The organism is Psychrobacillus sp. (genome assembly GCF_032154225.1).
Lineage (GTDB): Bacteria > Bacillota > Bacilli > Bacillales_A > Planococcaceae > Psychrobacillus.
Genome location: NZ_JALDYF010000020.1, coordinates 36,765 through 59,867 on the forward strand (window position 1 = coordinate 36,765; position 23,103 = coordinate 59,867).

General features: G+C 34.7%; 25 protein-coding genes and 1 pseudogene. 25 read left to right on the top strand and 1 reads right to left on the bottom strand.

Annotation, left to right across the window (positions count from 1 at the left end; translation table 11 throughout):
* The first annotated feature begins 42 nt into the window (after nt 1-42).
* From RUH95_RS18485 to RUH95_RS18560, 16 genes and pseudogenes are all read left to right on the top strand, one after another.
* A complete protein-coding gene (locus tag RUH95_RS18485) occupies nt 43-1,272 on the top strand; it encodes an MDR family MFS transporter (RefSeq protein WP_313894379.1) in 1,230 nt (409 codons plus the stop codon).
* Between the two features lie 566 nt (nt 1,273-1,838).
* Complete coding sequence (locus RUH95_RS18490) at nt 1,839-2,138, top strand: PadR family transcriptional regulator (RefSeq protein WP_313894410.1); 300 nt, start codon at nt 1,839-1,841, stop codon at nt 2,136-2,138.
* Nucleotides 2,135-3,256 carry a DUF2812 domain-containing protein gene (locus RUH95_RS18495; protein ID WP_313894380.1) on the top strand — a complete coding sequence of 374 codons (1,122 nt, stop codon included), beginning with the start codon at nt 2,135-2,137 and terminating at the stop codon, nt 3,254-3,256. Before RUH95_RS18490 ends, RUH95_RS18495 begins: the two co-directional genes overlap by 4 nt.
* A 173-nt stretch (nt 3,257-3,429) precedes the next feature.
* Nucleotides 3,430-3,822, top strand: a complete 393-nt coding sequence (locus RUH95_RS18500) for a DUF4181 domain-containing protein (protein WP_313894381.1) — start codon at nt 3,430-3,432, stop codon at nt 3,820-3,822.
* Nucleotides 3,823-3,869: 47 nt separating this feature from the next.
* Nucleotides 3,870-4,405: pseudogene (locus RUH95_RS18505) on the top strand (P-loop NTPase family protein).
* A gap of 56 nt (nt 4,406-4,461) precedes the next feature.
* Nucleotides 4,462-5,088 (top strand): alpha/beta fold hydrolase, encoded by a 627-nt coding sequence (locus RUH95_RS18510; protein WP_313894382.1) that lies wholly within the window; start codon nt 4,462-4,464, stop codon nt 5,086-5,088.
* A gap of 296 nt (nt 5,089-5,384) precedes the next feature.
* Nucleotides 5,385-7,991 carry a cation-translocating P-type ATPase gene (locus RUH95_RS18515; RefSeq protein WP_313894383.1) on the top strand — a complete coding sequence of 869 codons (2,607 nt, stop codon included), beginning with the start codon at nt 5,385-5,387 and terminating at the stop codon, nt 7,989-7,991.
* A 186-nt stretch (nt 7,992-8,177) separates the two neighbouring features.
* Nucleotides 8,178-9,155, top strand: coding sequence for an HD domain-containing protein (locus tag RUH95_RS18520; RefSeq protein ID WP_313894384.1), 978 nt, complete (start codon nt 8,178-8,180; stop codon nt 9,153-9,155).
* A gap of 44 nt (nt 9,156-9,199) precedes the next feature.
* On the top strand, nt 9,200-9,754 hold the full coding sequence (locus tag RUH95_RS18525; RefSeq protein ID WP_313894385.1) for a D-glycero-alpha-D-manno-heptose-1,7-bisphosphate 7-phosphatase: 555 nt from the start codon (nt 9,200-9,202) through the stop codon (nt 9,752-9,754).
* Between the two features lie 123 nt (nt 9,755-9,877).
* Complete coding sequence (locus RUH95_RS18530) at nt 9,878-10,348, top strand: YjdJ family protein (RefSeq protein WP_313894386.1); 471 nt, start codon at nt 9,878-9,880, stop codon at nt 10,346-10,348.
* Nucleotides 10,349-11,004: 656 nt separating this feature from the next.
* Nucleotides 11,005-11,583 carry a class I SAM-dependent methyltransferase gene (locus RUH95_RS18535; protein ID WP_313894411.1) on the top strand — a complete coding sequence of 193 codons (579 nt, stop codon included), beginning with the start codon at nt 11,005-11,007 and terminating at the stop codon, nt 11,581-11,583.
* 39 nt (nt 11,584-11,622) lie between these two features.
* Nucleotides 11,623-12,561: a DUF2268 domain-containing putative Zn-dependent protease gene (locus RUH95_RS18540; protein ID WP_313894412.1), complete on the top strand. Its 939-nt coding sequence runs from the start codon at nt 11,623-11,625 to the stop codon at nt 12,559-12,561.
* A 3-nt stretch (nt 12,562-12,564) separates the two neighbouring features.
* On the top strand, nt 12,565-13,248 hold the full coding sequence (locus RUH95_RS18545) for a uridine kinase family protein (RefSeq protein WP_313894387.1): 684 nt from the start codon (nt 12,565-12,567) through the stop codon (nt 13,246-13,248).
* Nucleotides 13,249-13,368: 120 nt separating this feature from the next.
* Nucleotides 13,369-14,166, top strand: coding sequence for a class I SAM-dependent methyltransferase (locus RUH95_RS18550; RefSeq protein ID WP_313894388.1), 798 nt, complete (start codon nt 13,369-13,371; stop codon nt 14,164-14,166).
* A 116-nt stretch (nt 14,167-14,282) separates the two neighbouring features.
* On the top strand, nt 14,283-15,038 hold the full coding sequence (locus tag RUH95_RS18555) for a serine hydrolase (protein ID WP_313894389.1): 756 nt from the start codon (nt 14,283-14,285) through the stop codon (nt 15,036-15,038).
* Between the two features lie 88 nt (nt 15,039-15,126).
* Nucleotides 15,127-15,696: an SF0329 family protein gene (locus RUH95_RS18560; protein WP_313894390.1), complete on the top strand. Its 570-nt coding sequence runs from the start codon at nt 15,127-15,129 to the stop codon at nt 15,694-15,696.
* Nucleotides 15,697-16,348: 652 nt separating this feature from the next.
* Here RUH95_RS18560 and RUH95_RS18565 read toward each other — a convergent pair.
* A complete protein-coding gene (locus RUH95_RS18565; protein ID WP_313894391.1) occupies nt 16,349-16,909 on the bottom strand; it encodes a hypothetical protein in 561 nt (186 codons plus the stop codon).
* Nucleotides 16,910-17,117: 208 nt separating this feature from the next.
* On the opposite strand from RUH95_RS18565, the gene RUH95_RS18570 reads away from it, so the two are divergent.
* The 9 genes from RUH95_RS18570 (at nt 17,118) to RUH95_RS18610 (ending at nt 22,985) form a co-directional block, all read left to right on the top strand.
* Nucleotides 17,118-17,402 carry a hypothetical protein gene (locus tag RUH95_RS18570; RefSeq protein ID WP_313894392.1) on the top strand — a complete coding sequence of 95 codons (285 nt, stop codon included), beginning with the start codon at nt 17,118-17,120 and terminating at the stop codon, nt 17,400-17,402.
* Nucleotides 17,403-17,746: 344 nt separating this feature from the next.
* Nucleotides 17,747-18,415 carry a DNA alkylation repair protein gene (locus tag RUH95_RS18575; protein ID WP_313894393.1) on the top strand — a complete coding sequence of 223 codons (669 nt, stop codon included), beginning with the start codon at nt 17,747-17,749 and terminating at the stop codon, nt 18,413-18,415.
* Between the two features lie 57 nt (nt 18,416-18,472).
* Complete coding sequence (locus RUH95_RS18580) at nt 18,473-18,874, top strand: DUF1801 domain-containing protein (RefSeq protein ID WP_313894394.1); 402 nt, start codon at nt 18,473-18,475, stop codon at nt 18,872-18,874.
* Between the two features lie 403 nt (nt 18,875-19,277).
* Entirely contained in the window at nt 19,278-19,562 is a 285-nt protein-coding gene (locus RUH95_RS18585) for a 3-isopropylmalate dehydrogenase (RefSeq protein WP_313894395.1), read from the top strand.
* A 154-nt stretch (nt 19,563-19,716) separates the two neighbouring features.
* Complete coding sequence (locus RUH95_RS18590; RefSeq protein ID WP_313894396.1) at nt 19,717-19,950, top strand: permease; 234 nt, start codon at nt 19,717-19,719, stop codon at nt 19,948-19,950.
* Nucleotides 19,951-20,271: 321 nt separating this feature from the next.
* Complete coding sequence (locus RUH95_RS18595; protein ID WP_313894397.1) at nt 20,272-20,754, top strand: DUF2975 domain-containing protein; 483 nt, start codon at nt 20,272-20,274, stop codon at nt 20,752-20,754.
* A gap of 11 nt (nt 20,755-20,765) precedes the next feature.
* Nucleotides 20,766-20,981, top strand: coding sequence for a helix-turn-helix domain-containing protein (locus RUH95_RS18600; protein ID WP_313894398.1), 216 nt, complete (start codon nt 20,766-20,768; stop codon nt 20,979-20,981).
* A gap of 48 nt (nt 20,982-21,029) precedes the next feature.
* On the top strand, nt 21,030-22,277 hold the full coding sequence (locus RUH95_RS18605) for a DUF4153 domain-containing protein (protein WP_313894399.1): 1,248 nt from the start codon (nt 21,030-21,032) through the stop codon (nt 22,275-22,277).
* 339 nt (nt 22,278-22,616) lie between these two features.
* Entirely contained in the window at nt 22,617-22,985 is a 369-nt protein-coding gene (locus RUH95_RS18610; protein ID WP_313894400.1) for a putative zinc-binding protein, read from the top strand.
* Nucleotides 22,986-23,103: the final 118 nt, after the last annotated feature.

The window sequence follows — 23,103 nt, forward strand, 5'->3', positions numbered from 1 at the left end:
TGAGTCTAGTTTAATATACATAAGACAGAGGGAGATGACAACATGACTTGGAAAAGCTATCCACAAAATATTAAGGTTCGATTAATTACATCTTTTTTTAATCGTGCTGTATCATCGGCAGTTATGCCATTTATGGCCTTATTTTTTGCACAAGAAATGAGTAAGGTTTGGGCAGGAGTCTTTTTAATATTTACTGTCATCGTCAGTTTTTTTACTAATCTAATTGGTGGCTATATTTCTGACCGATTTCCACGAAAAAAGGTGTTAGTATTAACTTCGTTTTTAAGTGCATTGATGTTTTTATGCATGACGATTAGTTTATTGCCAGAGGAAAATATTATTTGGTTATTTGCTGTTGCCTATGTAGCTTACATAGTTACGAGTAGTCTTGGGCGCCCAGCGATGCATGCAATTATAATTGATTCGACTACACCTGAAAATCGTAAAGAGGTTTATGCACTGGATTATTGGCTTGTGAATTTATCAATGGCTATAGGAGCAGCTTTAGGTGGCTTGTTGTACCTAAATCATCAAATGGAGCTTTTTGCAGTACTATCTATTACTTCTATTAGTCTACCAATTGCATATAAGATTTGGCTAATCGATGAGCATGCAAATCGTTTAGAAAAGCAGCATGATAATGTATTTTTGGATTTAGTTCAAAACTACAAGGTTGCTTTTCGGGATAAACCATTTGTAAAGTTAGTTGTAGGTTCCATGTTTATATTTTCTGCTGAATTTACTTTAAATAGTTATATAGGTGTTCGTCTAGCAGAAACTTTTGAATCAGTAAGTATTGGGGATTTTGAAGTTGCTGGTGTACGAATGTTGAGTATTCTCAACATAGAGAATATGTTGCTAGTCGTGTGCTTTACGTTTTTGATCAATCGAATTACAAATCGTTTTAGTAATCAGAAGGTATTATTGATCGGTCTTATTATTTACAGTATTGGTTATATCACAGTCACATCGGCAAACACATGGTATATATTGATTCTATTTAATTTGATTGCAACAATTGGTGAATTAATCTATTCACCTGTTCGTAACGCAGAGCAAGCAAATATGATTCCTGCTGATAAAAGAGGTTCGTATTCTGCATTCTCCAATTTCTCTTTTAGCGGGGCAGACTTAATTGCACGATCTACCATTATCATTGGTGCATTTTTAATCCCAACGATGATGTCCGTTTATATTGGAATTATACTGATGATTGGTGTCTTTTTTGTATATACCGGGTTATTTGTTAAGAAGTATAATGAAAGTTTATGAGAGGTGCATGAAAATAGATTCATGTATCTCTTTCTTTCGGATACATAATCTGATATAAATAGACTAGGAGGGATGATATGTTATTTTATATGGTAAAGTGTATGTTCTGCAAAAGAGAGTTTAAGCTTTACGATAATGATCCGCAGTATAGATTATATAAACGCAACAAGAAAGCTAATTTATCCTGTCTTACTTGTAAAAATGCAATCGAAAGTGATGCAAGAAAGATGAAATTCTAACTTATGCAAGAAATTTAATCAATTATACATAGAAAAAAGCATCATCTCAAAAGAGATGATGCTTTTTGGTAGAGAACACTTCGTTCCTTAAGTGTTCCTGCGGGTTTGGCACCCAAATGATAGCGACTGAATGACAATCGGTATTATTGGAAGCCAAAACGAAAGGCTATACACATACTATAGCATAATACTCATTTAATTGCTATTTTTTAATTTATAGTACGAATAACAGAAAATTCCTACTTGTTCTCATATGTCACGTTGTGATATAGTCGAGGTGTGACATAGCAGAGAGGTGACGAAGTGAAAAAAGTTATCCAGAAGTATATGCCGATGACCGAAACAGCGTTCTATATCTTGCTTTCATTAACAGAACCAAGGCATGGGTACGGCATTATTAAACGAGTAGAAGAAATGACAAATGGTCGGATTACACTTGGCTCAGGTACGATTTACGGCACATTAACGAAAATGCAACGAGATGAAATCATTACGATTTATGCGGATGATAAGCGTAAAACGATTTATGAAATAGCGGACTTAGGAAAAGAGTTAATGCAAGCGGAAATGAAACGATTGAAAGAATTACATGACAATGTACTACGTTTCGAGGGGGACTTTCAATGAAAGAAAAGAAAGTGAAATGGCTGTGGAGCTACAATGTCGATAAAACGGAGTGTTGGCTTTCCGAAATGGCAAAAAAGGGCTGGCATTTATCGAGTGTAAATCGATGGACACGTATATTCACACTCGAAAAAGGGGAACAAAAGCATGTAACATATCATATCCAATATGATTCAAAGAATCATTCGCTACCTACAACTTTACAAAAAGAAGGTTGGAACATTGCAGTTTCTGTAGGCAACTGGCTTTTTCTAACGAATGAAGTACCAACGATTCGATTGTATCCATCTCGAGATAAACTAGTGAAACGAAACCGAACGCATGCATATACGTTGAGCGTACTGGCCACTTTTCAAATATCTTTTTCGATGCTACCAATTATAATACTGGGAATTCTCGCATCAGTGATGGAAGAAGAAAGCATTTTAGCTGGTAACGTTTGGTTTATTCTACTATTAGTAACTGAAATAATCGTAATAGCTTCCTTCTCCATCTATGTATTTAGGGCTTATCGTCGGTTTGAGAAACGTGAGATGGATGCGGTGATTGACTCTATTTCCTCTGGTAATAAGCTGCGTAAATTTAAAGGTGGTTGGATGTATCAACTAGAGGAAACAAAAGCTTGGCTTGAGCGAATTGCAAAAGAAGGATATGAACTCGAAAAGGTCACTGCGGCGGTTTTTACATTTAGAAAAACGAATCCTAGTAATTTAAAGTATGAGTGTATGTTTGAGTACAAAGTACAGCCTTCCTATTTTGCAACGCATAAAGAACTTGGCTGGAAGCTAAAATATTCTTCTAATATGACTTTATTGAATTATTCGATTTGGGCTATGCCTTATGAAGATGATGAGGAAATGCCTCAATTTTCATATGACAAACAGGAGCAACGTCAAGCTATCAAACGTGCGTTTAAAATGAATATTGGTATGAGTATTTATCTAATAGCGATATTATTATTTTCTTTTTACACAAATACACTTCAACAAGTCGAGCCTTTTATTTACTGGAGTTTTGGTGGAGTCATGAGAGTATTATTACTTGTTTTTTTACTATTTTGGTCGTATAAATTCATTCAAATTCTGTTTAGCTATCGGAAGAGTTTGAAGGCTTTAGATTAATAAAAAAGACAAAGGATTCTACAAAGAATTTTTTGTCTTTTTTTCATTTGTAGAAATTGGAACAAGAAGGAATTTGTGGGTTGGTGTCGAATTAATAATTACATGGAAAATTGTACAAGATTATTTACGATGTAGTAATTTTCTTATTGAGTTACTGGGAAGAGGGAAAATAGATGTTTTTATTAAAACTGATTGTAATATTCCTTGTAATTTTCGCTATTTCACATTTGCTTGGCATCATCTTACGGAGAGTTTTGAAAACTGAAAAGCGAAAAATTCGCATACATAAGCCGGTAAACAAAACTCAGAAAACAGTGGAAAGAGTGTTGTTAATCCTATTTTTTATAGGTTTAGTTATTCAGACTTTAGACTCGGTTCAAATAGGAGGAATACCTAGCCTATTGATTACATTTATAATCGTTTTGAATTGTTATCGTGCATTTATGGAATGGAAATATAAAAAAGAATCGAAAGAACATATTATTACCTTAAGTGAATTAGTGTTTTTCGTTATATTTATGTTTTTATTTTTTCAATTGAATATTATTGATTGGCTACTCGCTTAATGCGTATATCACCTCCGTGAGAATCAACTAAGACTGAAAGGAGAAAAATGAATAAAATACATATATTCGGTGCTTCGGGTTCAGGAACATCAACACTAGGAGCAGCGTTATCAAATGAATTATCTTACACGCATCTTGATACGGATGATTATTTTTGGAAAGACAAATTTACTGAGCAAAGTGAAATAGATGAAAGAAAATGCTGAACGCAGACTTATCAAAGTGCGAGCAGTCAATTCTGTCTGGGGCATTATGTGGTTGGGGTGACAGTTTTAAATCGCATTTTGATATGGTCATATTTCTATGGATTCCCCAAAATTTAAGACTCGAAAGACTACGGCAGAGAGAGTTTCAAAGATATGGTGATAAAATATTTGCTGGAGGTAGTATGCATGAACAATACGAGACTTTTATAGAATGGGCTTCTTTATATGATGTGGCTGGGTTGGAGGTTAGAAGTAAAATCTTGCACGAACATTGGATGGAGGATCTAAACTGCCCAATAGTGAAAATTGAAGGAGACTACTCGGTACTAGAACGAGTAAAAATTATTTTAGATTACTTAAAATCTAATGGGCAATAAGTAAAAAGAAACACATGGCAGAAGTAATGTAGTGCAATTGTTAAAGGGGCGAGATTTTGAATAGTAATTACTTGGTAAATAAAGTAAATGTAAATGGAGTTGGGTTATATTACGAATGCATTGGTCAGTATAAACAAGGTCCAACAGTAGTATTTGAATCAGGATATGGCTGGGCACTAGATAACTGGGAACCGATTAGAGCAGGAGTTTCAGAGTTTGCTAAGGTATTTCTTTACGATAGAGCAAGTGTTGGGAAAAGTGATAAAGGAAACCAGTCCAAACATAGTTTGCAAATTGTAGAGAATCTAAGAGCATTACTTGAAAAAGCAAATATTAAGCCTCCTTTTTTATTAGTAGGACATTCATTCGGAGGAGTAAATGTCAGATTATATGCAAGTACATATCCTGATAATGTGGCTGGTGTGATTCTTTTAGATTCCTGTCACGAGGATCAAAATAGTATTATGGTTCCTTTATTTTCAAAAGAAATGAGGAGAGATTATTTACAGCAATTTAGTGTAGAAGGTTCTCTTAAAGAATTCGAAGAAAGTCTGGAACAAGTTCGAGATAGAAGTATTGGCAGTATTCCACTTACCGTATTAACAGCCTCATCATACATCCCAATCTATGGCTGCTTGGATGAAATTTCAAAGAGAACTTGCAACGCTATCTTCGGAAAGTAAACACTTCATCATTGAGGAAGCTGGTCATGCAATTCATATTGATAAACCACAAGTTGTAATAGATGCAATTAGAGAAATGAAAGTAGCTCTAGAAAGGTAATGCTCGTCTTAAATTTATGTTATAAGGAAATCAAATAAGAATCCACAAATTTAGCATGTCTAATTTGTGGATTCTTTTTAATTTCTATCTCAATAATTATCATACTCTCATAGGGCAAGGAATAGTATTGTTATAGCTAAAATATTATAGAGGTGGAGTAGATAGTCTAGCAATTTTACATGGGAAGGGGAATCGAATGTTAGAATATCATCAGCAATCAGCAGATAAAGTCCTGGAAAAATTGGGAGTGACAACTCAAGGATTGAGTGATTATGACGTCAAAAGGAGACAAGAAGTAGACGGTTATAATAAATTAGTAGAAGGTAAAAAAACAAGTACATTCGCCATTTTCTTTGAACAATTTAAAGATCTATTAGTCATTATTTTACTAATTGCTGCGTTCATTTCATTTCTATTAGGTGAAGTAGGAAGTACTGTTGTGATTTTGATTGTCGTTATTTTAAACGCAATCCTGGGCACTGTACAGCATGTGAAGGCAGAGCAATCTTTGGACAAGCTAAAAGCGTTGAATACTCCAGTTGCAAAAGTCATGCGTAATAATCAGGTAGTGGAAATTTCCTCTGAGGATATAGTAGTTGGAGATATTCTCTATTTGGTCGCTGGTGATTATATAAATGCGGATGGAAGACTATTAGAAAGCCATAATCTGCATATTAATGAAAGCTCATTAACAGGTGAATCATTGGCTGTAGCGAAAAGTACCGCACCAATCAATGAAAACCAAGTAACTATGGGGGATAAAAAGAACATGGTTTTCACTGGTGGGTTTGTCACTGCTGGTCGTGGGACTGTAATTGTTACAGCTATTGGAATGGAAACAGAAATCGGAAAAATAGCTAACTTACTAGATAATGCGAAAGAAAAGAAAACACCACTACAAGTAAGTCTAGATCATTTTGGTGAAAACCTAGCTTTAGGGATTACGATGCTCTGTGTAGCTATTTTCACGATTGATCTTTTTCGTGGCCGAGAGCTAGTAGAATCGTTTATGTTTGCAGTTTCATTAGCAGTTGCAGCAATTCCAGAAGCATTAAGCTCGATTGTTACCATCGTACTGGCTTTTGGGACACAGAAAATGGCGAAAGAGAATGCCATTATACGAAAGCTCTATGCTGTCGAAAGTCTCGGAAGTGTATCGGTTATTTGTTCAGATAAAACGGGAACATTAACCGAAAATAAAATGACAGTTCAACAAGTATTTATTGATCAAAAAGTTATACGGCAGGACCAATTAAATACAGGAAATGCAATGGAGAAAAACCTTATCGTAATGGGACTATTATGTAATGACGCATTAGAAAGAGATCATAAAGAAATCGGTGACCCTACTGAATTAGCGCTTGTAAAATTAGGGAAGCAGTACGGTCTTGATGAATTAATCGTAAGAAGCGACAATCCTAGAGTGGCGGAAATTCCTTTTGATTCGGACAGAAAGCTAATGACGACTGTGCATAGGTCTAATCTGCTGTCTATGATGATTACAAAAGGAGCAGTAGATGTTCTTCTACCTAAGATTACGAAAATCGAAACTTCTACAGGTGTACGTACTATAACGGAAGAACACCGTAACAAAATAGAAGAAGTGAATCGTGATTTTTCGATGAATGGATTAAGAGTAATAGCGATAGCTTACAAAGATATACAGGTGCATCAATCAATCGATGCCTGGGGTGAAAGTGATTTAATCTTTGTCGGATTAATTGCAATGATGGATCCCCCGAGACAAGAGTCAAAGGCTGCGGTTGAAAGCTGTATAAAAGCTGGCATTAAACCAGTGATGATTACAGGTGACCATAAAATAACAGCAATGGCTATTGCCGAACAAATTGGGTTATTAAAAGATCCATCGGAAGTGATCGAAGGATATGAAATTGAAGAATTAACGGATCAACAACTACAAGAAAAGGTTCAAGAAATATCTGTCTATGCCCGAGTAACGCCAGAGCATAAAATTCGCATCGTGAAAGCTTGGCAGGAGAAAGGACATGTCGTGGCGATGACAGGAGATGGTGTCAATGATGGACCGGCGTTAAAACAAGCTGATGTCGGTGTAGCTATGGGGATAACTGGTACCGAGGTAGCGAAAGATGCATCTTCAATGATCTTAACAGATGATAATTTTTCAACGATTGTCAAAGCGATTTCGAATGGAAGAAGCCTCTATACGAATATAAAAAATGCGATTCTATTTTTATTATCAGGGAATGCAGGTGCTATTTTTGTTGTTTTATACGCAACTGTATTAGGTTTACCAGTTCCCTTTGCACCCGTACATCTATTATTTATTAACTTACTTACAGATAGTTTGCCAGCAATTGCAATCGGTTTAGAGCCGCATAATAAAAACACAATGAAGGACAAGCCGAGAGACATTCACACTCCGTTATTAAATAAAAAATTTACAACACAAGTGATACTAGAAGGCTTATTAATTGGTATCGCTACGATTATTGCTTTTCGATTAGGTTTGCAGACAGGGGATACCCTAACAGCAACTACAATGGCATTTACGACATTATGTTTGTCCAGATTAGTACATGGCTTCAACTCCAGATCGAAAGAGTCGATTTTCATAATTGGTCTATTTTCGAATAAATATACTTGGCTAGCATTTATAATAGGTTTCTTAAGTTTACATTTAGTATTATTTGTCCCTTCACTTACGGGTGTGTTTGAAGTCGCCACATTAAGTTGGGGACAATTGAGTTATATTTATATCTTGTCTTTTATGCCATTTTTGGTGAATCAGTGGTATAAAGTGTTGTTCGTGAGAAGTAAATAATTGAGTAGAAGAAATCCACAAATTAGGTAAGTCTAATTTGTGGATTTTTTTTAGTTTTCTTTAGATATTTAATCTGCCTTTTTTAGAGGGATTTTTGCCGCCTCTATCGAAAAGGTAAACTTAGTTGAAATAAATATCAGCTATTGCTGGTATTAATATATAATCTAGGATTGGGGGGGATTTTCAGTGATTCTGTTGGATGATATTTATGGAGAATTTGAGGTAGACATAGTATTAGAAGAATTAATATTGAGTAAGCCGCTGCAAAGACTTAGAGGCGTACACCAAGCGGGTGCAAGTTACTTAGTTAATGAGAAGTGGAATGTAACTAGGTATGATCATTCAATTGGTGTAATGCTCTTAATTAGAAAACTTGGCGGTTCAGTAGAGGAGCAAATTGCAGGCTTATTACATGACGTATCACACACAGCGTTCTCACATGTAATTGATTTCGTTTTTGAAAATATGGATGAGGATTATCATGAGAAAATATATAGTAGTGTAATCATAAACTCTGAGATTCCCACAATCCTATCAAAGTACGGGTACAATTACAAAGACATTTTGTTCGATGATTCAAAGTGGGCATTACTAGAGCAACCAGCTCCTGAGCTATGTGCAGATAGGGTCGACTATACTTTAAGAGACATGTATACATATGGTCATATTTCTTTTGAAGAGGTTCAGAGTTTTTTAAGAAACTTAATAGTATTTGAAGGGAAAATGTATCTCCAAAACATAGAAATAGCGGAGTGGTTTGTTACAACCTATTATAAAGAAGTTATTGATTTATTTATGGACCCTTTAAACATTTATGGAAATGATATTTTAGCCAAGACATTAAAAATATCCTTAGAAAAAAAAATTATAGATCTTGATGATTTTCTTAGTGAAGATGAAGACGTAATCTATAAGATAAAATCATCAAAAAATAAAGAAGTCATAGACCTTTTAAAGCAACTGCATCAGCATGTACAAGTAAAAGAAGATAGAAAACAATACGATATACATCGTAAAAACAAAGTCCGATTAATTGACCCTTCAATCTTTAATCATAAGGAGTTAGTCAGAGCATCTATTTTATCGGAAAAGGTAAGAAACATGGGAAGGATTGCGAATGAAAAAGCCACACGAGGTATGTATGTAAAAATCATTTCCAATTAAATTTTGGTTTTCCTGAATTAAACAAATAGGAGGAGATGTCGGAAATGAGAGCTGTGTTTCTAGACCAAGATGGAACGATTGGAGGAACTGGGGGAGGGGTCCATCCAGAGGATTTCTCTATGTACGATTTTGCTCCAACTGCTATAAAATCTCTTAATGAAATGGGTGTAAAGGTATTTCTTTTTACAAACCAGACAAGAGTAGGAAGAGGATTTTTTACGGAAGAAGAATTGTTGGTGGGATTTAAGAGGATGGATGATGAGCTAGCAAATCATTCGGTTTTTTTAGATGGCATTTACTACTGTCCACATAAGCCTGATGACGGATGTGAATGCCAAAAACCAAATATTGGGTTGCTATTAAAAGCAAAAGAAATGCATAATTTGAAGCTCGAAGAATGTTATGTTGTGGGTGATACAGGTGGTTCTGATATGCTCGCTGCCGACAGAGCAGGAGCGAAAAAGGTGTTAGTTAAAACGGGATGGGGAGTTGGCTCACTGACTACATATAGGGATCAGTGGCAAGAAGTAGAACCTGACTATATAGCGGCTGACCTAGTGGATGCGGTTAATTGGATTTTAAATGATTTGAAAGAATAAGGAATAAATATTTATGAAGCTAGTAAGTATTAGTTGTTAAATAATTGGGGTTTTAGTATTTCCAGTAATGGCAAAAAACTTCTTTTTAATGTAAAATAAGGGAAATGATAAAGAGGTGGAAAGATGTCTTTTAAAGTTATGTTGCAATTGTGTACAGCTGCCATGATTTTCATATTTGCTACTGTAGCAGCGTGGTATGAAGGTAGTCAAATACGAGAAGTATCCTGGGAATGGAAATATACGACGATCTTTTCTGAGTTGATAAATGGCCCAGTAAAACAGCCAAGTGATATTTTACCAATTGATCATTTTGTCTATGCCGCTAAATTTGCCCCTACTTTTCCTTTACTTATGTTTCTCAGTGGAACGTATATTTTAATACTGCAAGGATTTTTGGTATTCAGGCATAACAAAGAGAAGTTTTCTTATTTTTTATCAACAATTGGAGTACTCTTTTTAGGATTAAGCTCGTTTCTCTCTAATTCTCCAACAACTGGATTAAAAATCTTTTTTAATAGCTTCTTAATAATGGGAATTTTAATTATTGGCGTTGTATTGTTTAGATTGACTCGAATGAAAACTAAGGAGATTTAGAAGTGATGACTCAGAGTAAACATATTAAGTATTACCGTAATTTAGGATGGGATTTTATTAACCCTACTGAAATGTTGCATTTTGTGAGCAAGCAACGAAAACAAGTGAAAATGTTCAGTTATGGTTGTGACTTAGATTACGACCTAATGAGTCAGCTAATAAAAAAACACTTAGTGTCAGAAACTGAAACACGAAATGAAACAACAATGGAAATAAGCTTTGATTCATATGATGCAAACTTAACGAATTTAGCATGGAGTGACTATTTTTATGAAGTATACAATATAGAAGAAAATAGATTTGTCGAATTCGAAAAGGAACTACGGCAGCTTTCAGGTACACATATTCGATGTCATTACAATATACGAGGGCATTTTGAAGTACAGTTAAATGGCAAAAAATATTCTACTCTTGTTTACAAAACATTGGACTGTTCAGCTGTTTACCGGGAGGAAGTGGAAGGTCGGTACTTGTTTTTTATAGATACAGAATCGGAAGATAATCAAAGAATTAGACAAAAAATGCATCTTTTACCTGAACACTTACAATCGCTTAATCTACCAGAGTACTTCACAGAAATACAGAGGGAAGTATATGTAAGAGATTGGTTTCGAAGCATATTAGACAAAATATCCAGAGGGCTAAGAGGTGAAAAAGTGAACATAAAACATAAGGATATCAAAATTGTAATTGGTGCAGGAGAGTACAATAACAATCCAGGTTGGTTACATACGCAGGAAGAAGAACTGAATTTAATTGAGGCTAGCACTTGGGAGGGAATGTTTCCAAAGGGGTCTATATCAGCTATATTAGCCGAACATGTATGGGAGCATCTTACATATGAAGAAGGAATTGAAGCTGCAAAACTCTGCTACTTCTATCTAAAGGACTCAGGTTACATTCGCTGTGCTGTCCCAGACGGGTACTTCCAAGATGAGGCATACCAAGACATAGTGAAAATAGGTGGGCCAGGTCCAAAAGATCATCCAGCCGCAAGTCATAAAATAGTGTATAACTATAAAACTTTAACTAAAATGTTTGAAGCAGCTGGATTTTCTGTTCAATTATTGGAATATTGCGATGAAAGTGGTCATTTTCATTGTATTGATTGGAATGAAAAAGATGGTTTGATTTTCCGTTCGAAAAAGTTTGATCCGAGAAACCATGGGGATATTGTTAAGTGCCCGTCCTTAATGATTGATGCTGTAAAACGAGAGTATGTGTTGATGGATTAAAATAACTTGGTGCTGATGGGGGAAACAATTTTGAGGAAAGTGTATTACCTTTTTATATTGATGTGTTATTCCGTTCTTCTTGTTAGTTGCTCTAATGAAAAGGAAGAAGTGGGAAGCCCACGTGAAGTAGAAAATCCATTCGTATTTAAACATAATGAACAGGAGTTTAAAATTAATAACTATTTTCAAGAATTCGAAGTATTTTTGGAAAAGGCAGAAAAACAACCAGATAAACTAGAGAAATTATACAAAGAATCTGTAATCGAAGTACTTCGTGAAAACGGTATCGGGTATAATGAACTCTCTGAGTGGATGTTTATCACCCCAATAGATGTAGAGGCTTTAGAAAAATCAGTAGTTGCACTTATTGACAAGCAAGATTTAATTAATACGTCAATTAAAGAAGCATTATCGACATCCTCTGAGCAGCTTCCAGGGGGAAATAAGACTATACATGTCATGCCTGCTATTCCTGAATTCTCTGCTACTATGAAAGAAATGAAGTATGTAACTGGAGAAGTAAGGTACAAAAATTCCATGCTTATACTGATTGATCCTGCTTTTTCTGAAGAGGACTTAAAACATACAATTGTTCATGAGTATCACCATTTGATTGTTAAGGAAAATGGATACGATTCTACATTACTAGATAGAAGTGTTACTGAGGGAAAGGCTGATTTGTTTGCTAAAATGCAATACCCAGATACTGATGTGCCGTGGATTGAACCGTTAACAGGTTATTCTAAAGAACAGGGATGGAAGCTTTTTATGGAAAACTTGGATTCAACTGATACAGGACTATGGTATGAATTTACCAATGGAAACCATTATAAAGGATTAGACAAGTGGTCAAATTATAAAATCGGTTATCAAATCATGGAGAGTTTTCTAAAAGAAAATCCAAACGTAACGATTGAAGAGTGGACTAAAATGCCTGCAGAAGACATTCTTTTAAATAGTGAATATAAGGTGAAATAACTTTTGATGCCAGGAACCAACAAAATTTTGAATAGTTTGGGTGCCTTGCGTCGTAAAAAATTTGAAAGTGGTGATATAGTGAATGCCAAAATAAAAAAGGGTGAATTTATTAATTTTGAACAGTTGGTTAAATTAATTGCTTCAATTCCCAAAAAACAATCTACCTTGTTAATTGGAATAGATGGTTGTGGGGGTTCAGGAAAAAGTACTTTTGCAAATAAATTGAGGGATAAGTTTTCTAGAGTAACTATTGTACATATGGATGATTTTTATTTACCATCATCACAAATTATGAAAATACATCCAGTGAGCAAGCCAATTGGTGCAGATTTTGATTGGAATCGTGTATTAAATCAAGTTCTAGAACCCATTAGTCAAAACAAAGAAGGACATTATCAGCGATATGATTGGGACACGGATAGTTTAGCAGAATGGCATACTGTTCCCATTGGGGGAATTGTCATAATAGAGGGTGTTTATTCTATTCGTAGTGAATTAGTAAAAAAGTATGATTTTACTATATGGGTTGATTGTCCAAGAGAATTAAGGCTTTCACGAGGTCTTGAAAGAGACGGGGAAGAGGCACGTGATATGTGGGAAAATAATTGGATGATTTCAGAAGATGTCTATATTGAAGATCATAAACCTTTTAAAAGAGCAGATTTCATTATTAATGGGACTAAATAAATATCTTATTCAGCTAACGAGTGCGCGTAACAAGTTCTGTTATAACTTTTGGTGCCAGGATACCAACAAAGTTTTGAATAGTTTGGGTGACTGGCACCGTTATCCAAGGAGGAGTTTGAAATGCCTGATTACGGTAATAGTTTATTTGAAGGAACATCTAGCTATTATTCACGATATAGACCCCTGTATCCTGCTTCTCTAATAAGGTACTTAATAAGTCGATTTTCTCTAGACGGTAAAGGGCAAATGCTCGACTTGGGATGTGGCACTGGGCAATTAGCACTTAGGTTCTCTGATTGGTTTGAAGGAATAGTTGGAATTGATACCGAGCCTGAAATGATTGAGGAAGCAATACGACTAAGCAAAGAAGTAAGAGTAGAAAATCTCGATTGTTTTAATGGTGATATTGATACATATAAAGAAAAATTTTATGAAAATTTTAGACTTGTGACTATTGCTAAGGCATTTCATTGGATGGATAGAGAAAAGGTTCTGGACACTTTATATGAAATGGTTTCCCTTGGTGGTGGTATTGCGATTATAGATAATTATTCTCCAAATAAAGAGATTTTACCATGGCAAGATAAAGTTAACGAAGTAGTAGAACATTGGTATGGAAATGAAAGAAGAGCGGGTAATACGACATATTCCCATCCAATAATTAGTCATCAAGCTATTATTAAGAATTCAAAATTTGATTTGGAAACCCATGAAATACCTACCTATGAACAGCTTTGGACAATTGACTCTATCATTGGCAATCTATATTCGACTTCTTATGGAGCTAAGCGATTTTTAGGTGGTAACGTTCACTTATTTGAAAACCATTTGAAAAAAGAATTACTCGAGCTTGATAATACAGGAATTTATAAAGAACAAATAAACTTATCAGTCAAACTGGCTATAAAAAATATATAGGTTTGTCTTAGAGTGTAAACAAAATGAACTAATGATTAGACGGTCAACAAATCCGAATAATATTATGAACTTAAGCTGTACTGTAAAAGTTCTATTAAATAAAGTGGGGTTTTGAAATGCAAAAAGTTCTAGAAAAATTAAAGGAAATAAGTTTAGGTGAAGTAGGTCTTGTTGTTTATTCTCCATTAGAACAAGATGTAGTTTTATCATTAAATAAAGATTTATCAGTACCTCTTGCCTCTGCTAGTAAGGTTGCAATCGCTTTTTGTATAGCAAAGTTAGTTGAAGAAGGACACTATAAATGGACAGATATTGTCAGGGATATTACATTAAATCCTAAAGAAGATAGCAATGAAGTATATCCCCATTTTCAAAATAGAGAAACCTTGGCACTCCGAGACTCAGTGGAAGTAATGATTGCCTGCCATGATAGTTTCGTTGCGAATAGTATTGTTCAATTTTGTGGTGGTTGGGAAATGATGAATCAAAAACTAAAATCATATTTTAACAATATTAATATTACTCAAAATCCAACAGACTTGGATAATAGCGGAGAATTGAGTCAGTTGCTAGAACTTTTACGTCAAACGTATCAAGGATATAAAACAAATCCTGAACTATGGATTCCAATTATTAATGGCTTGATTAGGCAACAAGGTCAGATTAAAGAAATACCAAGCCATTTTTTAAATCATATGACAGGTGGACTAGATAATGTAGTTGTTGATGTAGGGATAATGGGTGAATTTAATCAAAATCCATTGTTGTATGTTTTAGGTGCAAAAAATTTGCCAAATCGACATGAAGAGGGATTAGCAGATGAAATAATTATGGACGCATTGAAATCGCTTTATAGTGCGTCTATTAATTAGTCTGCGTGACTGGCACCTTAAATGCTATTATAGATAATAGAATGACTACCTCAGTAGGTATTTAAAACATAGAACATAGGAGGATAAAATGTCCTGGAGCAAATTGAAGCAACAACTGGAGAGTTTTCTCTGTCCTGCGGTACATGGAAGGGTTGAATACCGTGCAACCGGCTATCGTTATTTACCAGATAAAGTAGGACTTTGTTATATTGCGGTAGATAAAAAAAATGTACTCAATATGAGTGATAAAACGACCTTAATCAGATGGTATCAGACGGAGCAGGAAATTAAGAATGATTCAACTATCCAAATTCCTATCAGCAATGAAGAAATTGAAGCTGTCAGAAAAGATACCAAGGGAACAGTACCAGAAGATCGTCTTCAAGTAATTGCAAGAAGTAGGAAAATAGCAGAACATGCAAAAGAGCTTTTGTCAGCACAGTCATCATTAAGTAAATCAAACTTTGTCGTTATAGCTAATAACTTTTTATCCACTTCTATAGAAGAATGCTTAGAGAGCAATGATATCCTATTGAATATTCTAGCTTTGATGGACAGAAGGGTTGGAAAAAAACGCCTTTTAAATATGAAAGAGAAGATGAAGTTAAAGCATCCAATTGTGCAGTATTTTTATGAACTACGGCTTAGTACGTTATGAAAATAAATAACCGATTCGCATCCAATCGAGAGCTATGTAAAACAAATGTAGTATCGATAAAATAGAAACCAGTGCCTTGATGGTACTGGTTTTGTTGTATTATGGAAGGAAGGTGAATTGAGATATTTCTGTTGTTGCATAGTGGTAAAAAACTGCATGATTCCAAATTCTTTATTGATATAGCAAGTTGTTCCTGCAGTTGATTTGAACTCAACAGTTCTATATGTACATCCACAGAATAACCAATTAGTAGCCAATGCTGTAACTGGTAGAACTTCAACGTTTGCGAAGAAAATCCCTCTATTCACTTATCAGCTTCAAACGAAGCCCATGCTTTTGACAGTAACAATTCCATTCCCCCTAGATTACACTTAAACAAACGGGTGCTTTACTTCAAGGAGGAGTAAAGCTTTTTCTTATTGAACTAATGCTGCAGTTTAATTTCATAAAGAAAATTTTTGTAATGTGTAATTTTTCTGATAAATGAACTTTTTTTCTGGAAGAACGTTAGTGTAATAATGGAGAGGAAGATTTCAGGGGTTCGAGAAGTATTCTAATTGTATTGGACGATTTGATATGATGGAGGATGTATTGTTAGGAGCATTATTAGAAAAAGCCGATGTTCCATGTATAAGAGAGCATCGGCTTTTCACTATCTAAGCAAGCCCATAAAAGATCCTAATTGTCTTATCAAACTATATCCATTTTTTATAGTGCCGGCGTGGCCCATAAGTGTGTTGAAATGGTTCGGCAGGTTTCCAAAAATACCTGGAGATGAATTGTAAGGGGACATGGAAGATGGATTCCATCTATTGTCGTAAGTTTGGTCAAACTGTTGTCCTTCGTAAGGGGATCCAAATTGATGTACTTGATAGGGAAAGCCAAACTGTTGTCCCTGATAAGGAGAACCAAACTGTTGTCCCTGATAAGGAGAACCAAACTGTTGTCCCTGATAAGGAGAACCAAACTGTTGTCCTTGATAAGGAGAACCAAACTGTTGTCCCTGATAAGGAGAGACAAACTGTTGTCCCTGATAAGGAGAGCCAAACTGTTGTCCTTGATAAGGAGAACCAAACTGTTGTTCCTGATAAGGAGAGCCCAACTGTTGTCCTTGATAAGAAGAACCAAACTGTTGTTCCTGATAAGGAGAGCCAAATACTTGTCTATTTCCTTGGGGAAAGGAACTTTCTGGAACTGGTGAAAAATGTAGCATATACTCACCTCCTAACAGAGTAACCTATCTTTAATATATGGCAGTATGTTGTTTGGAGTTAGACTTTATTGAAACTATTACTTAAATATACAAAGAGCAGATACTCAGGCAGCAAATTCACTACACGCAGCCTAGATTCTTCCGAACACTAACGGATGCTTTAGTTCAACAAGTTCATCTTAAATAAAAATATAATGGAGGTATAATTATGTGGTTAATATTAGGACTTATTGCTATAGTGGCAACTTTTATAAATCTTTATATGTATAAGGCAGGGAAAGATTATAAACTTGCGATGGCAATGGGGTTATCATTTACAGCATTGACACTCTGTGCAGAGCATAGCCTTGTATCTAATTGGGTAAAAGGTGAAGATTGGTCGGCTTTATTGGATGTTGTACCTACCATGGAAAAGGCATTATGGTTTCTGACTATTGTTTCTATCTTACTAAATATAGCACCTATACTTTTAGAATTAAAAAATAAAAAATAATTACTTATTGTCGCATCATTTATATAATGTGCAATTGTTGTGTAAATCTTTATGTATAACTTCCTAAGCATTTTCATTCTCTGTGTTGCATGGAAGGCAAACAGGTGAGTATCTTTTAAAAGGAATGCTCTTTTCGTTTTCAATTAAAAGGAAGTAAGTGTAATTGTTTTATTAAAGATGGTTGCTCTTCTATCATAGGTAGAGAAAGCTTTAATACGATATATGCTACAATATTTAAAAAGATAAACTTTGGAGAAAGACCACTGCAATAAGACTTATAACGATATTAAGTTCTTGATTTATCCCGTCAAGGATACAGTACTTTAATAAAGGAGTTGTATAAAATGGATGAAAAAAAAGATACAGAGATAAAAAGCTTTTCAAAAGCAGAAAACATTCTAGCTCAGATCAATAGTAAAACTCTTCTAGGCGACTTACGAAAAATCGCGAAGGTGATTAAAAAAGATCACGAACTTGCTATGGAACTTTGGTCAACCGAAGAGTTTTTGCCCAGACTATTAGCAATCTTAATTATGGACAAAAAACTTCTTTCACAAGATGTGCTAAATAAGCTTGATAAGGATATGCAGACTCACACTTTTGATGAGCGAAATAACTTAATGGATTGGTTAATGGCTAATCAGCTCACCAAAGACAAGAAGAAAATTGCATTGATGGAGTCATGGGAAAATAGTCCTTCTGCTCTTCAAAGGCGAGCTTTCTGGTATTATCAAGGGCGATTGAGATGGACTGGACAAACACCGCCTGATAACACTGCAGACTTGCTATCTGCATTAGAAGCTAATATTATGCAGGAAGAACCGGAAGTGCAATGGGCTATGAATTTCACTGCAGGTTGGATAGGCATTTATGATGAAAAGAACCGTGCACGTTGCATTGAACTTGGTGAGAAAAACGGTCTTTACAAAGGTGAAATGGTATCAAAAGGATGTACTCCTAACTATTTGCCGGAGTTTATTACGATTGAAGTTAACAAACGACATAATAAGTAGTTACCTATGAAAAATAATGCAAACAAGTATTTACTCAGAGAATAGGAGGGCGTATAAATGTATGAACCAAAGATGAAAGAAACCGACAATAGTGTAATTGAATTTATTGAAAGTGTGGAAAATGAGAAGAAGAAGGCAGATGCCTATCAGTTATTAGAAATTTTTGAAGAGGTAACTGGTTATAACGCAAAAATGTGGGGTCCTAGTATTATAGGCTTTGGTAGCTATCACTATAAGTATGCTTCAGGACATGAAGGGGATGCGCCTATAGTAGGTTTTTCACCAAGAAAGGCGAAAATTAGTCTTTATTTGGCCTATGAAAGTGAGGAAAGAGAAAAGTTATTAGAAATTTTTGGTAAGCACACGAAGAGTAAGGCTTGTATTTATGTGAATAAATTAGCTGATATTGATACCAATGTTTTAAAGGATTTAATAAAACATACAGTAGAAATATATTAGAATCTTAATCCGAACGAATAAAGTTATTGCAACTGTTCTAAATCCATGTCCTACTGACTTTTTGTAATTGTAATAGCTTGTTTCCCAATCTGTATCCATACCTCGCGAAATTTTTTTATTGGTCCTTTTTCACTTCAAAAGTAATATTCCATTTTGATTCCAAAATGCTTTAAGGTTCTGACTTTATTGATTTCCTTCTATATGATTGTGAATAAATGTACTTAAACTAACTGGTGCTTTAGTTCAAGATCGTGGGTTGCTTAGGCAACTCTTTTTATCTTATTGAACTAACACAGTAGAATAGTTCAACAAGGATTTTGGTTTAAATGGTAAAATATATTTAGAGGGGTTTTCTAAAATGACATTAGCCATTTTTGTAATATTAGCGAAAAGAGGGACTTAAATGACTAATTTCTTCTTAATACTTATGGGCTTTTTTATTGTAATTGCAAATATTATTGGATTTATATCTTACAAAAAAAAGAAAAATTTATATTTTGCAGCTTTTATAATATTGATATTAGCAGTTTTATTTGGGGCAATCGGTGGTGCATTAGCAGTATTTATTATTCGTGATGCTTTTGCAATATTTTATGGTTTTCAACTAGGACAATATCTATTAGTAAATAGTGTGATCGTTTTTCTTATTGCAATTTTAGTAACTGTAATAAAGAAATTTAGGAACTGAAAAATGTAATTCACGATTATATTCAACTAACGGGTGCTTCAAGAAAGTGTAAGCCTTTTTCTTATTGAGCTAACGCAGCAGGTTAGTTGAACAGTGTTGTATAATAAATGGATATCTTTAGTTTGAAAATCATTTGTGGTACAGGGAGGATTGTATGTGGAGTTTTAGCACTTTTAAAGACAAACGTTACTGGATTCTTTTGATTCCAGCTATAATTATCTTGGTCTTGTTTGCTGTTTTTACCCCTGATTATATTCTTGAAAAAAGTTACGTTGCACCATTATTAATGCTTATACCTGCTGCTTTATTTTGGTCGACATACCACCTTTGGAAGTATTTTGGTGATAAAAAGAAGAGTACTAATACGGGTAACAGTTGTGATTTGTAACTTGCTTGTTCAACTACCATGGAAGAATGTAATTTTCTTGCATATTATTTGATGAAGAATGGCTTCATGGATCGCTAACGGATGCTTCAAGAAGAGGTAAAGCATTTTTTCAAATTGAACTAACGAAGCGGGTTAGTTGTACAAGTAATAAATTTAATGGTTTACAGTTGTAGAGCATTTCTTTGAATGAGGAGTGCTCTTTATTTTTGCTTAAAACAAAAATCTACAATAAAAACATTCTTCAAATTAATAAAAATTTATTGTAAAACGATAAAAAATATATTAAAATCAAAATGAGAATAAATAAGTGAGGTGTTTTTTATGGAAAAAGTAACAACGTTGTTTTTAAAAATAGCTGTTATCCTTTTAGGAGTACCAGTTCTTGCTCTGTGCATCTTTTTTGTGCCTGAAATGGCGAATCTTGCAGTAAAATTGCTTCCAGAGTTTGCTTTTATAAAATACCTCGTTTACATCGCTTTTGATACATCGGCAATACCTTTTTACTTTGCTTTGTATCAGGCTTTCAAACTCTTACAATATATTGACAAAAATAAAGCTTTCTCTGATTTATCTGTAAAAGCTTTAAAGAAAATCAAATACTGTGCCATCACAATCAGTATTTTGCATGTGCTAGTTATGCCGCTCTTCTATATCTTTGCGGAAGTAGACGACGCACCAGGAGTTATCTTTGTCGGATTGGTTGTTCCCTTTGCTTCGATGGTTATCGCAGTCTTTGCGGCTGTTCTCCAAAAACTTTTACAAGAAGCAATTAATATCAAAACTGAAAATGATTTAACGGTCTGAGGTGAATAACAATGGCAATTATAATCAATATTGATGTGATGTTAGCAAAAAGGAAAATGAGCGTAACAGAACTTGCGGAAAAGGTTGGAATTACAATGGCGAACATTTCTATATTGAAAAATGGAAAGGCAAAAGCGATTCGATTATCCACTTTAGAGGCAATTTGTAAGGCTTTAGAATGTCAGCCTGGAGATATTTTAGAATACAAAAGTGACAGGGACAGTTAAACATTGTAGAGGAAACTTACTATAACAATTAATAAGGGAGGTCTAACTATGGACACCAAAAATATGATTATTGAAAATATTACTAACCCTCATGAGCTGGAGAGAATGTATAGAAAAGACCCGAAAGCTTTTAAAAAATCATTCTCACACGCGTGGGAACAAAATCCTGATTCTCAGGTTCTTGTTGTTTGGTATGAAAGATTGCAATTCAAGGAGACGGCAAATACAGAAAAATCTTCCTTGCTTCAAAAAGGTTTTTTATTCATGGGCATTCTAGCCATTCTGGCGGGGATAAGCACCAGGGTCATTTTCCATTTTGTCGAACAGGAAGCAATTGCTCCAATTAACCTGGCTTTTGGTATAATTCCTTTTATTGCTGCCTATTTTGTTTACAATAATCCACCGAAAAAAAGTGTTATTTATTCTATTGTAGCGTTGTTCCTAATTTCCGGGATTTATCTTAATATGCTGCCATTAAATTATAAAGACAGTATTATCCTTGCTTATTTACACCTACCCATATTCTTATGGGTATTGCTAGGGCTTGCCTTTACAGGAAATGAATATTCAAAAGGCAGTACAAGATTAGCCTATATTAAATTTAATTTGGAATATTGTATTCTCTACGCGAGCATGGCAGTTAGCGGAATGGTACTAGCAGCATTAACGATGCAGTTATTTAGCTTTGTTGGCCTGGATATAGAAGACTTCTATTTTAGTAATGTCGTTTTATTTGGTGCTGCCGCTCTCGCTATTGTGGCTGCGTATCTGGTATCAATGAATCTTAAACTTGCTAAGAATATTACACCATATATAGCTAAAATTTTTAGTCCTCTTGTTCTGGTCACATTGTTGGTCTATCTTATAACGGTTATTTGGGTCGGAAAAAATCCATTCTTTGACCGCAATTTCCTGATAGTCTTCAACGGAATACTCCTTGGTGTATTGGCCGTTACCATATTTTCCATTATCGAGAGCGAATCAGACGAGAAAAAGAATATTTCAGATTATATAAATCTTGCCTTAATTGTTCTTGCGCTTATTATTGACAGTGTGGCTTTGTCAGCAATCGTGTTCAGACTTTCTTCTTATGGGATTACGCCTAATAGACTTGCTGTTTTAGGAGTGAACATACTTATATGGGCAAATCTGTTTTGGATTATGCTCTCCTATTTGCGTTTTCTACAAAATAAATCGGGACCTTCAACTATCCAAGATGCAGTTACTAAGTATTTGCCGGTCTACGGATTTTGGGCTGCTTTCGTTATATTTACTTTTCCGATAATTTTTAATTAGAAGGGCTCTGCTAATGTAACGAAAAGCTAATCTTCTATAACGTATAAATCGATAGAGCCGAAATTATGCAGCTGTTTATACAGGGTTGCATAGTTTTGGCTTATTTTCATTACTAAAGTTAAAAAGAGAGTATTCAAACTAGAAGACATATTATATTGTTCCAACTGGATTCTTTAAAATATGTAAAGTTTCATGTGTCAAAAGAAAAAGTACTTATTCAATGGGAATAAAAAGTGATATGAATCACTGACTAAAAAAAGGAATTAGTTTAGAGTAAATGATAATATCGTCGTTGGATTTAGACCAAACGACGTTAAAATATGATTGGGGAGTAAAGAGATGAAAAGAAGAACTCATTTGCCAATTGTTTATTCATGCTCGGGTTGTTCCTCGGCTGCACAGACAGCTAATATGATTGCGATAAAAATGGGCAGAGAGGATATTGCTGAAATGTCCTGTATTGCAGGGGTTGGTGGTGATGTGAAACCACTTGTTCGAACAGCAAAATCAGGAAGGGATATTATTGCTATCGATGGTTGCCCTTTAGCGTGCTGCAAAAGCTCTTTAGCTAGACATGATGTGCAACTGAAGTATCATTTTGACCTTTCCAAATTTGATGTACCTAAAATAATCGGAGAAGATCCTGATCCAACTTTGTATATGAATGCATATAAAGAGATTTTAGATGCCATCCATTTTCATTCTTAACTTTAAGAGTCGCTTATGCGGCTCTTTGTTTATTGGACTTTAATGAAACTATTATTTAAATTACACAAAGAGCAGAAACTTGGGTATATAAAAGAAGGTACAATTGGATCCTCTTTTC

Bases quoted from the DNA above. Each gene is read 5' to 3' on its own strand.
- RUH95_RS18485 (WP_313894379.1), top strand. From the start codon at position 43: ATGACTTGGAAAAGCTATCCACAAAATATTAAGGTTCGATTAATTACA.
- RUH95_RS18490 (WP_313894410.1), top strand. From the start codon at position 1,839: ATGCCGATGACCGAAACAGCGTTCTATATCTTGCTTTCATTAACAGAA.
- RUH95_RS18495 (WP_313894380.1), top strand. From the start codon at position 2,135: ATGAAAGAAAAGAAAGTGAAATGGCTGTGGAGCTACAATGTCGATAAA.
- RUH95_RS18500 (WP_313894381.1), top strand. From the start codon at position 3,430: ATGTTTTTATTAAAACTGATTGTAATATTCCTTGTAATTTTCGCTATT.
- RUH95_RS18515 (WP_313894383.1), top strand. From the start codon at position 5,385: ATGTTAGAATATCATCAGCAATCAGCAGATAAAGTCCTGGAAAAATTG.
- RUH95_RS18525 (WP_313894385.1), top strand. From the start codon at position 9,200: ATGAGAGCTGTGTTTCTAGACCAAGATGGAACGATTGGAGGAACTGGG.
- RUH95_RS18530 (WP_313894386.1), top strand. From the start codon at position 9,878: ATGTCTTTTAAAGTTATGTTGCAATTGTGTACAGCTGCCATGATTTTC.
- RUH95_RS18550 (WP_313894388.1), top strand. From the start codon at position 13,369: ATGCCTGATTACGGTAATAGTTTATTTGAAGGAACATCTAGCTATTAT.
- RUH95_RS18555 (WP_313894389.1), top strand. From the start codon at position 14,283: ATGCAAAAAGTTCTAGAAAAATTAAAGGAAATAAGTTTAGGTGAAGTA.
- RUH95_RS18560 (WP_313894390.1), top strand. From the start codon at position 15,127: ATGTCCTGGAGCAAATTGAAGCAACAACTGGAGAGTTTTCTCTGTCCT.
- RUH95_RS18565 (WP_313894391.1), bottom strand. From the start codon at position 16,909: ATGCTACATTTTTCACCAGTTCCAGAAAGTTCCTTTCCCCAAGGAAAT.
- RUH95_RS18570 (WP_313894392.1), top strand. From the start codon at position 17,118: ATGTGGTTAATATTAGGACTTATTGCTATAGTGGCAACTTTTATAAAT.
- RUH95_RS18575 (WP_313894393.1), top strand. From the start codon at position 17,747: ATGGATGAAAAAAAAGATACAGAGATAAAAAGCTTTTCAAAAGCAGAA.
- RUH95_RS18580 (WP_313894394.1), top strand. From the start codon at position 18,473: ATGTATGAACCAAAGATGAAAGAAACCGACAATAGTGTAATTGAATTT.
- RUH95_RS18585 (WP_313894395.1), top strand. From the start codon at position 19,278: ATGACTAATTTCTTCTTAATACTTATGGGCTTTTTTATTGTAATTGCA.
- RUH95_RS18590 (WP_313894396.1), top strand. From the start codon at position 19,717: ATGTGGAGTTTTAGCACTTTTAAAGACAAACGTTACTGGATTCTTTTG.
- RUH95_RS18595 (WP_313894397.1), top strand. From the start codon at position 20,272: ATGGAAAAAGTAACAACGTTGTTTTTAAAAATAGCTGTTATCCTTTTA.
- RUH95_RS18600 (WP_313894398.1), top strand. From the start codon at position 20,766: ATGGCAATTATAATCAATATTGATGTGATGTTAGCAAAAAGGAAAATG.
- RUH95_RS18605 (WP_313894399.1), top strand. From the start codon at position 21,030: ATGGACACCAAAAATATGATTATTGAAAATATTACTAACCCTCATGAG.
- RUH95_RS18610 (WP_313894400.1), top strand. From the start codon at position 22,617: ATGAAAAGAAGAACTCATTTGCCAATTGTTTATTCATGCTCGGGTTGT.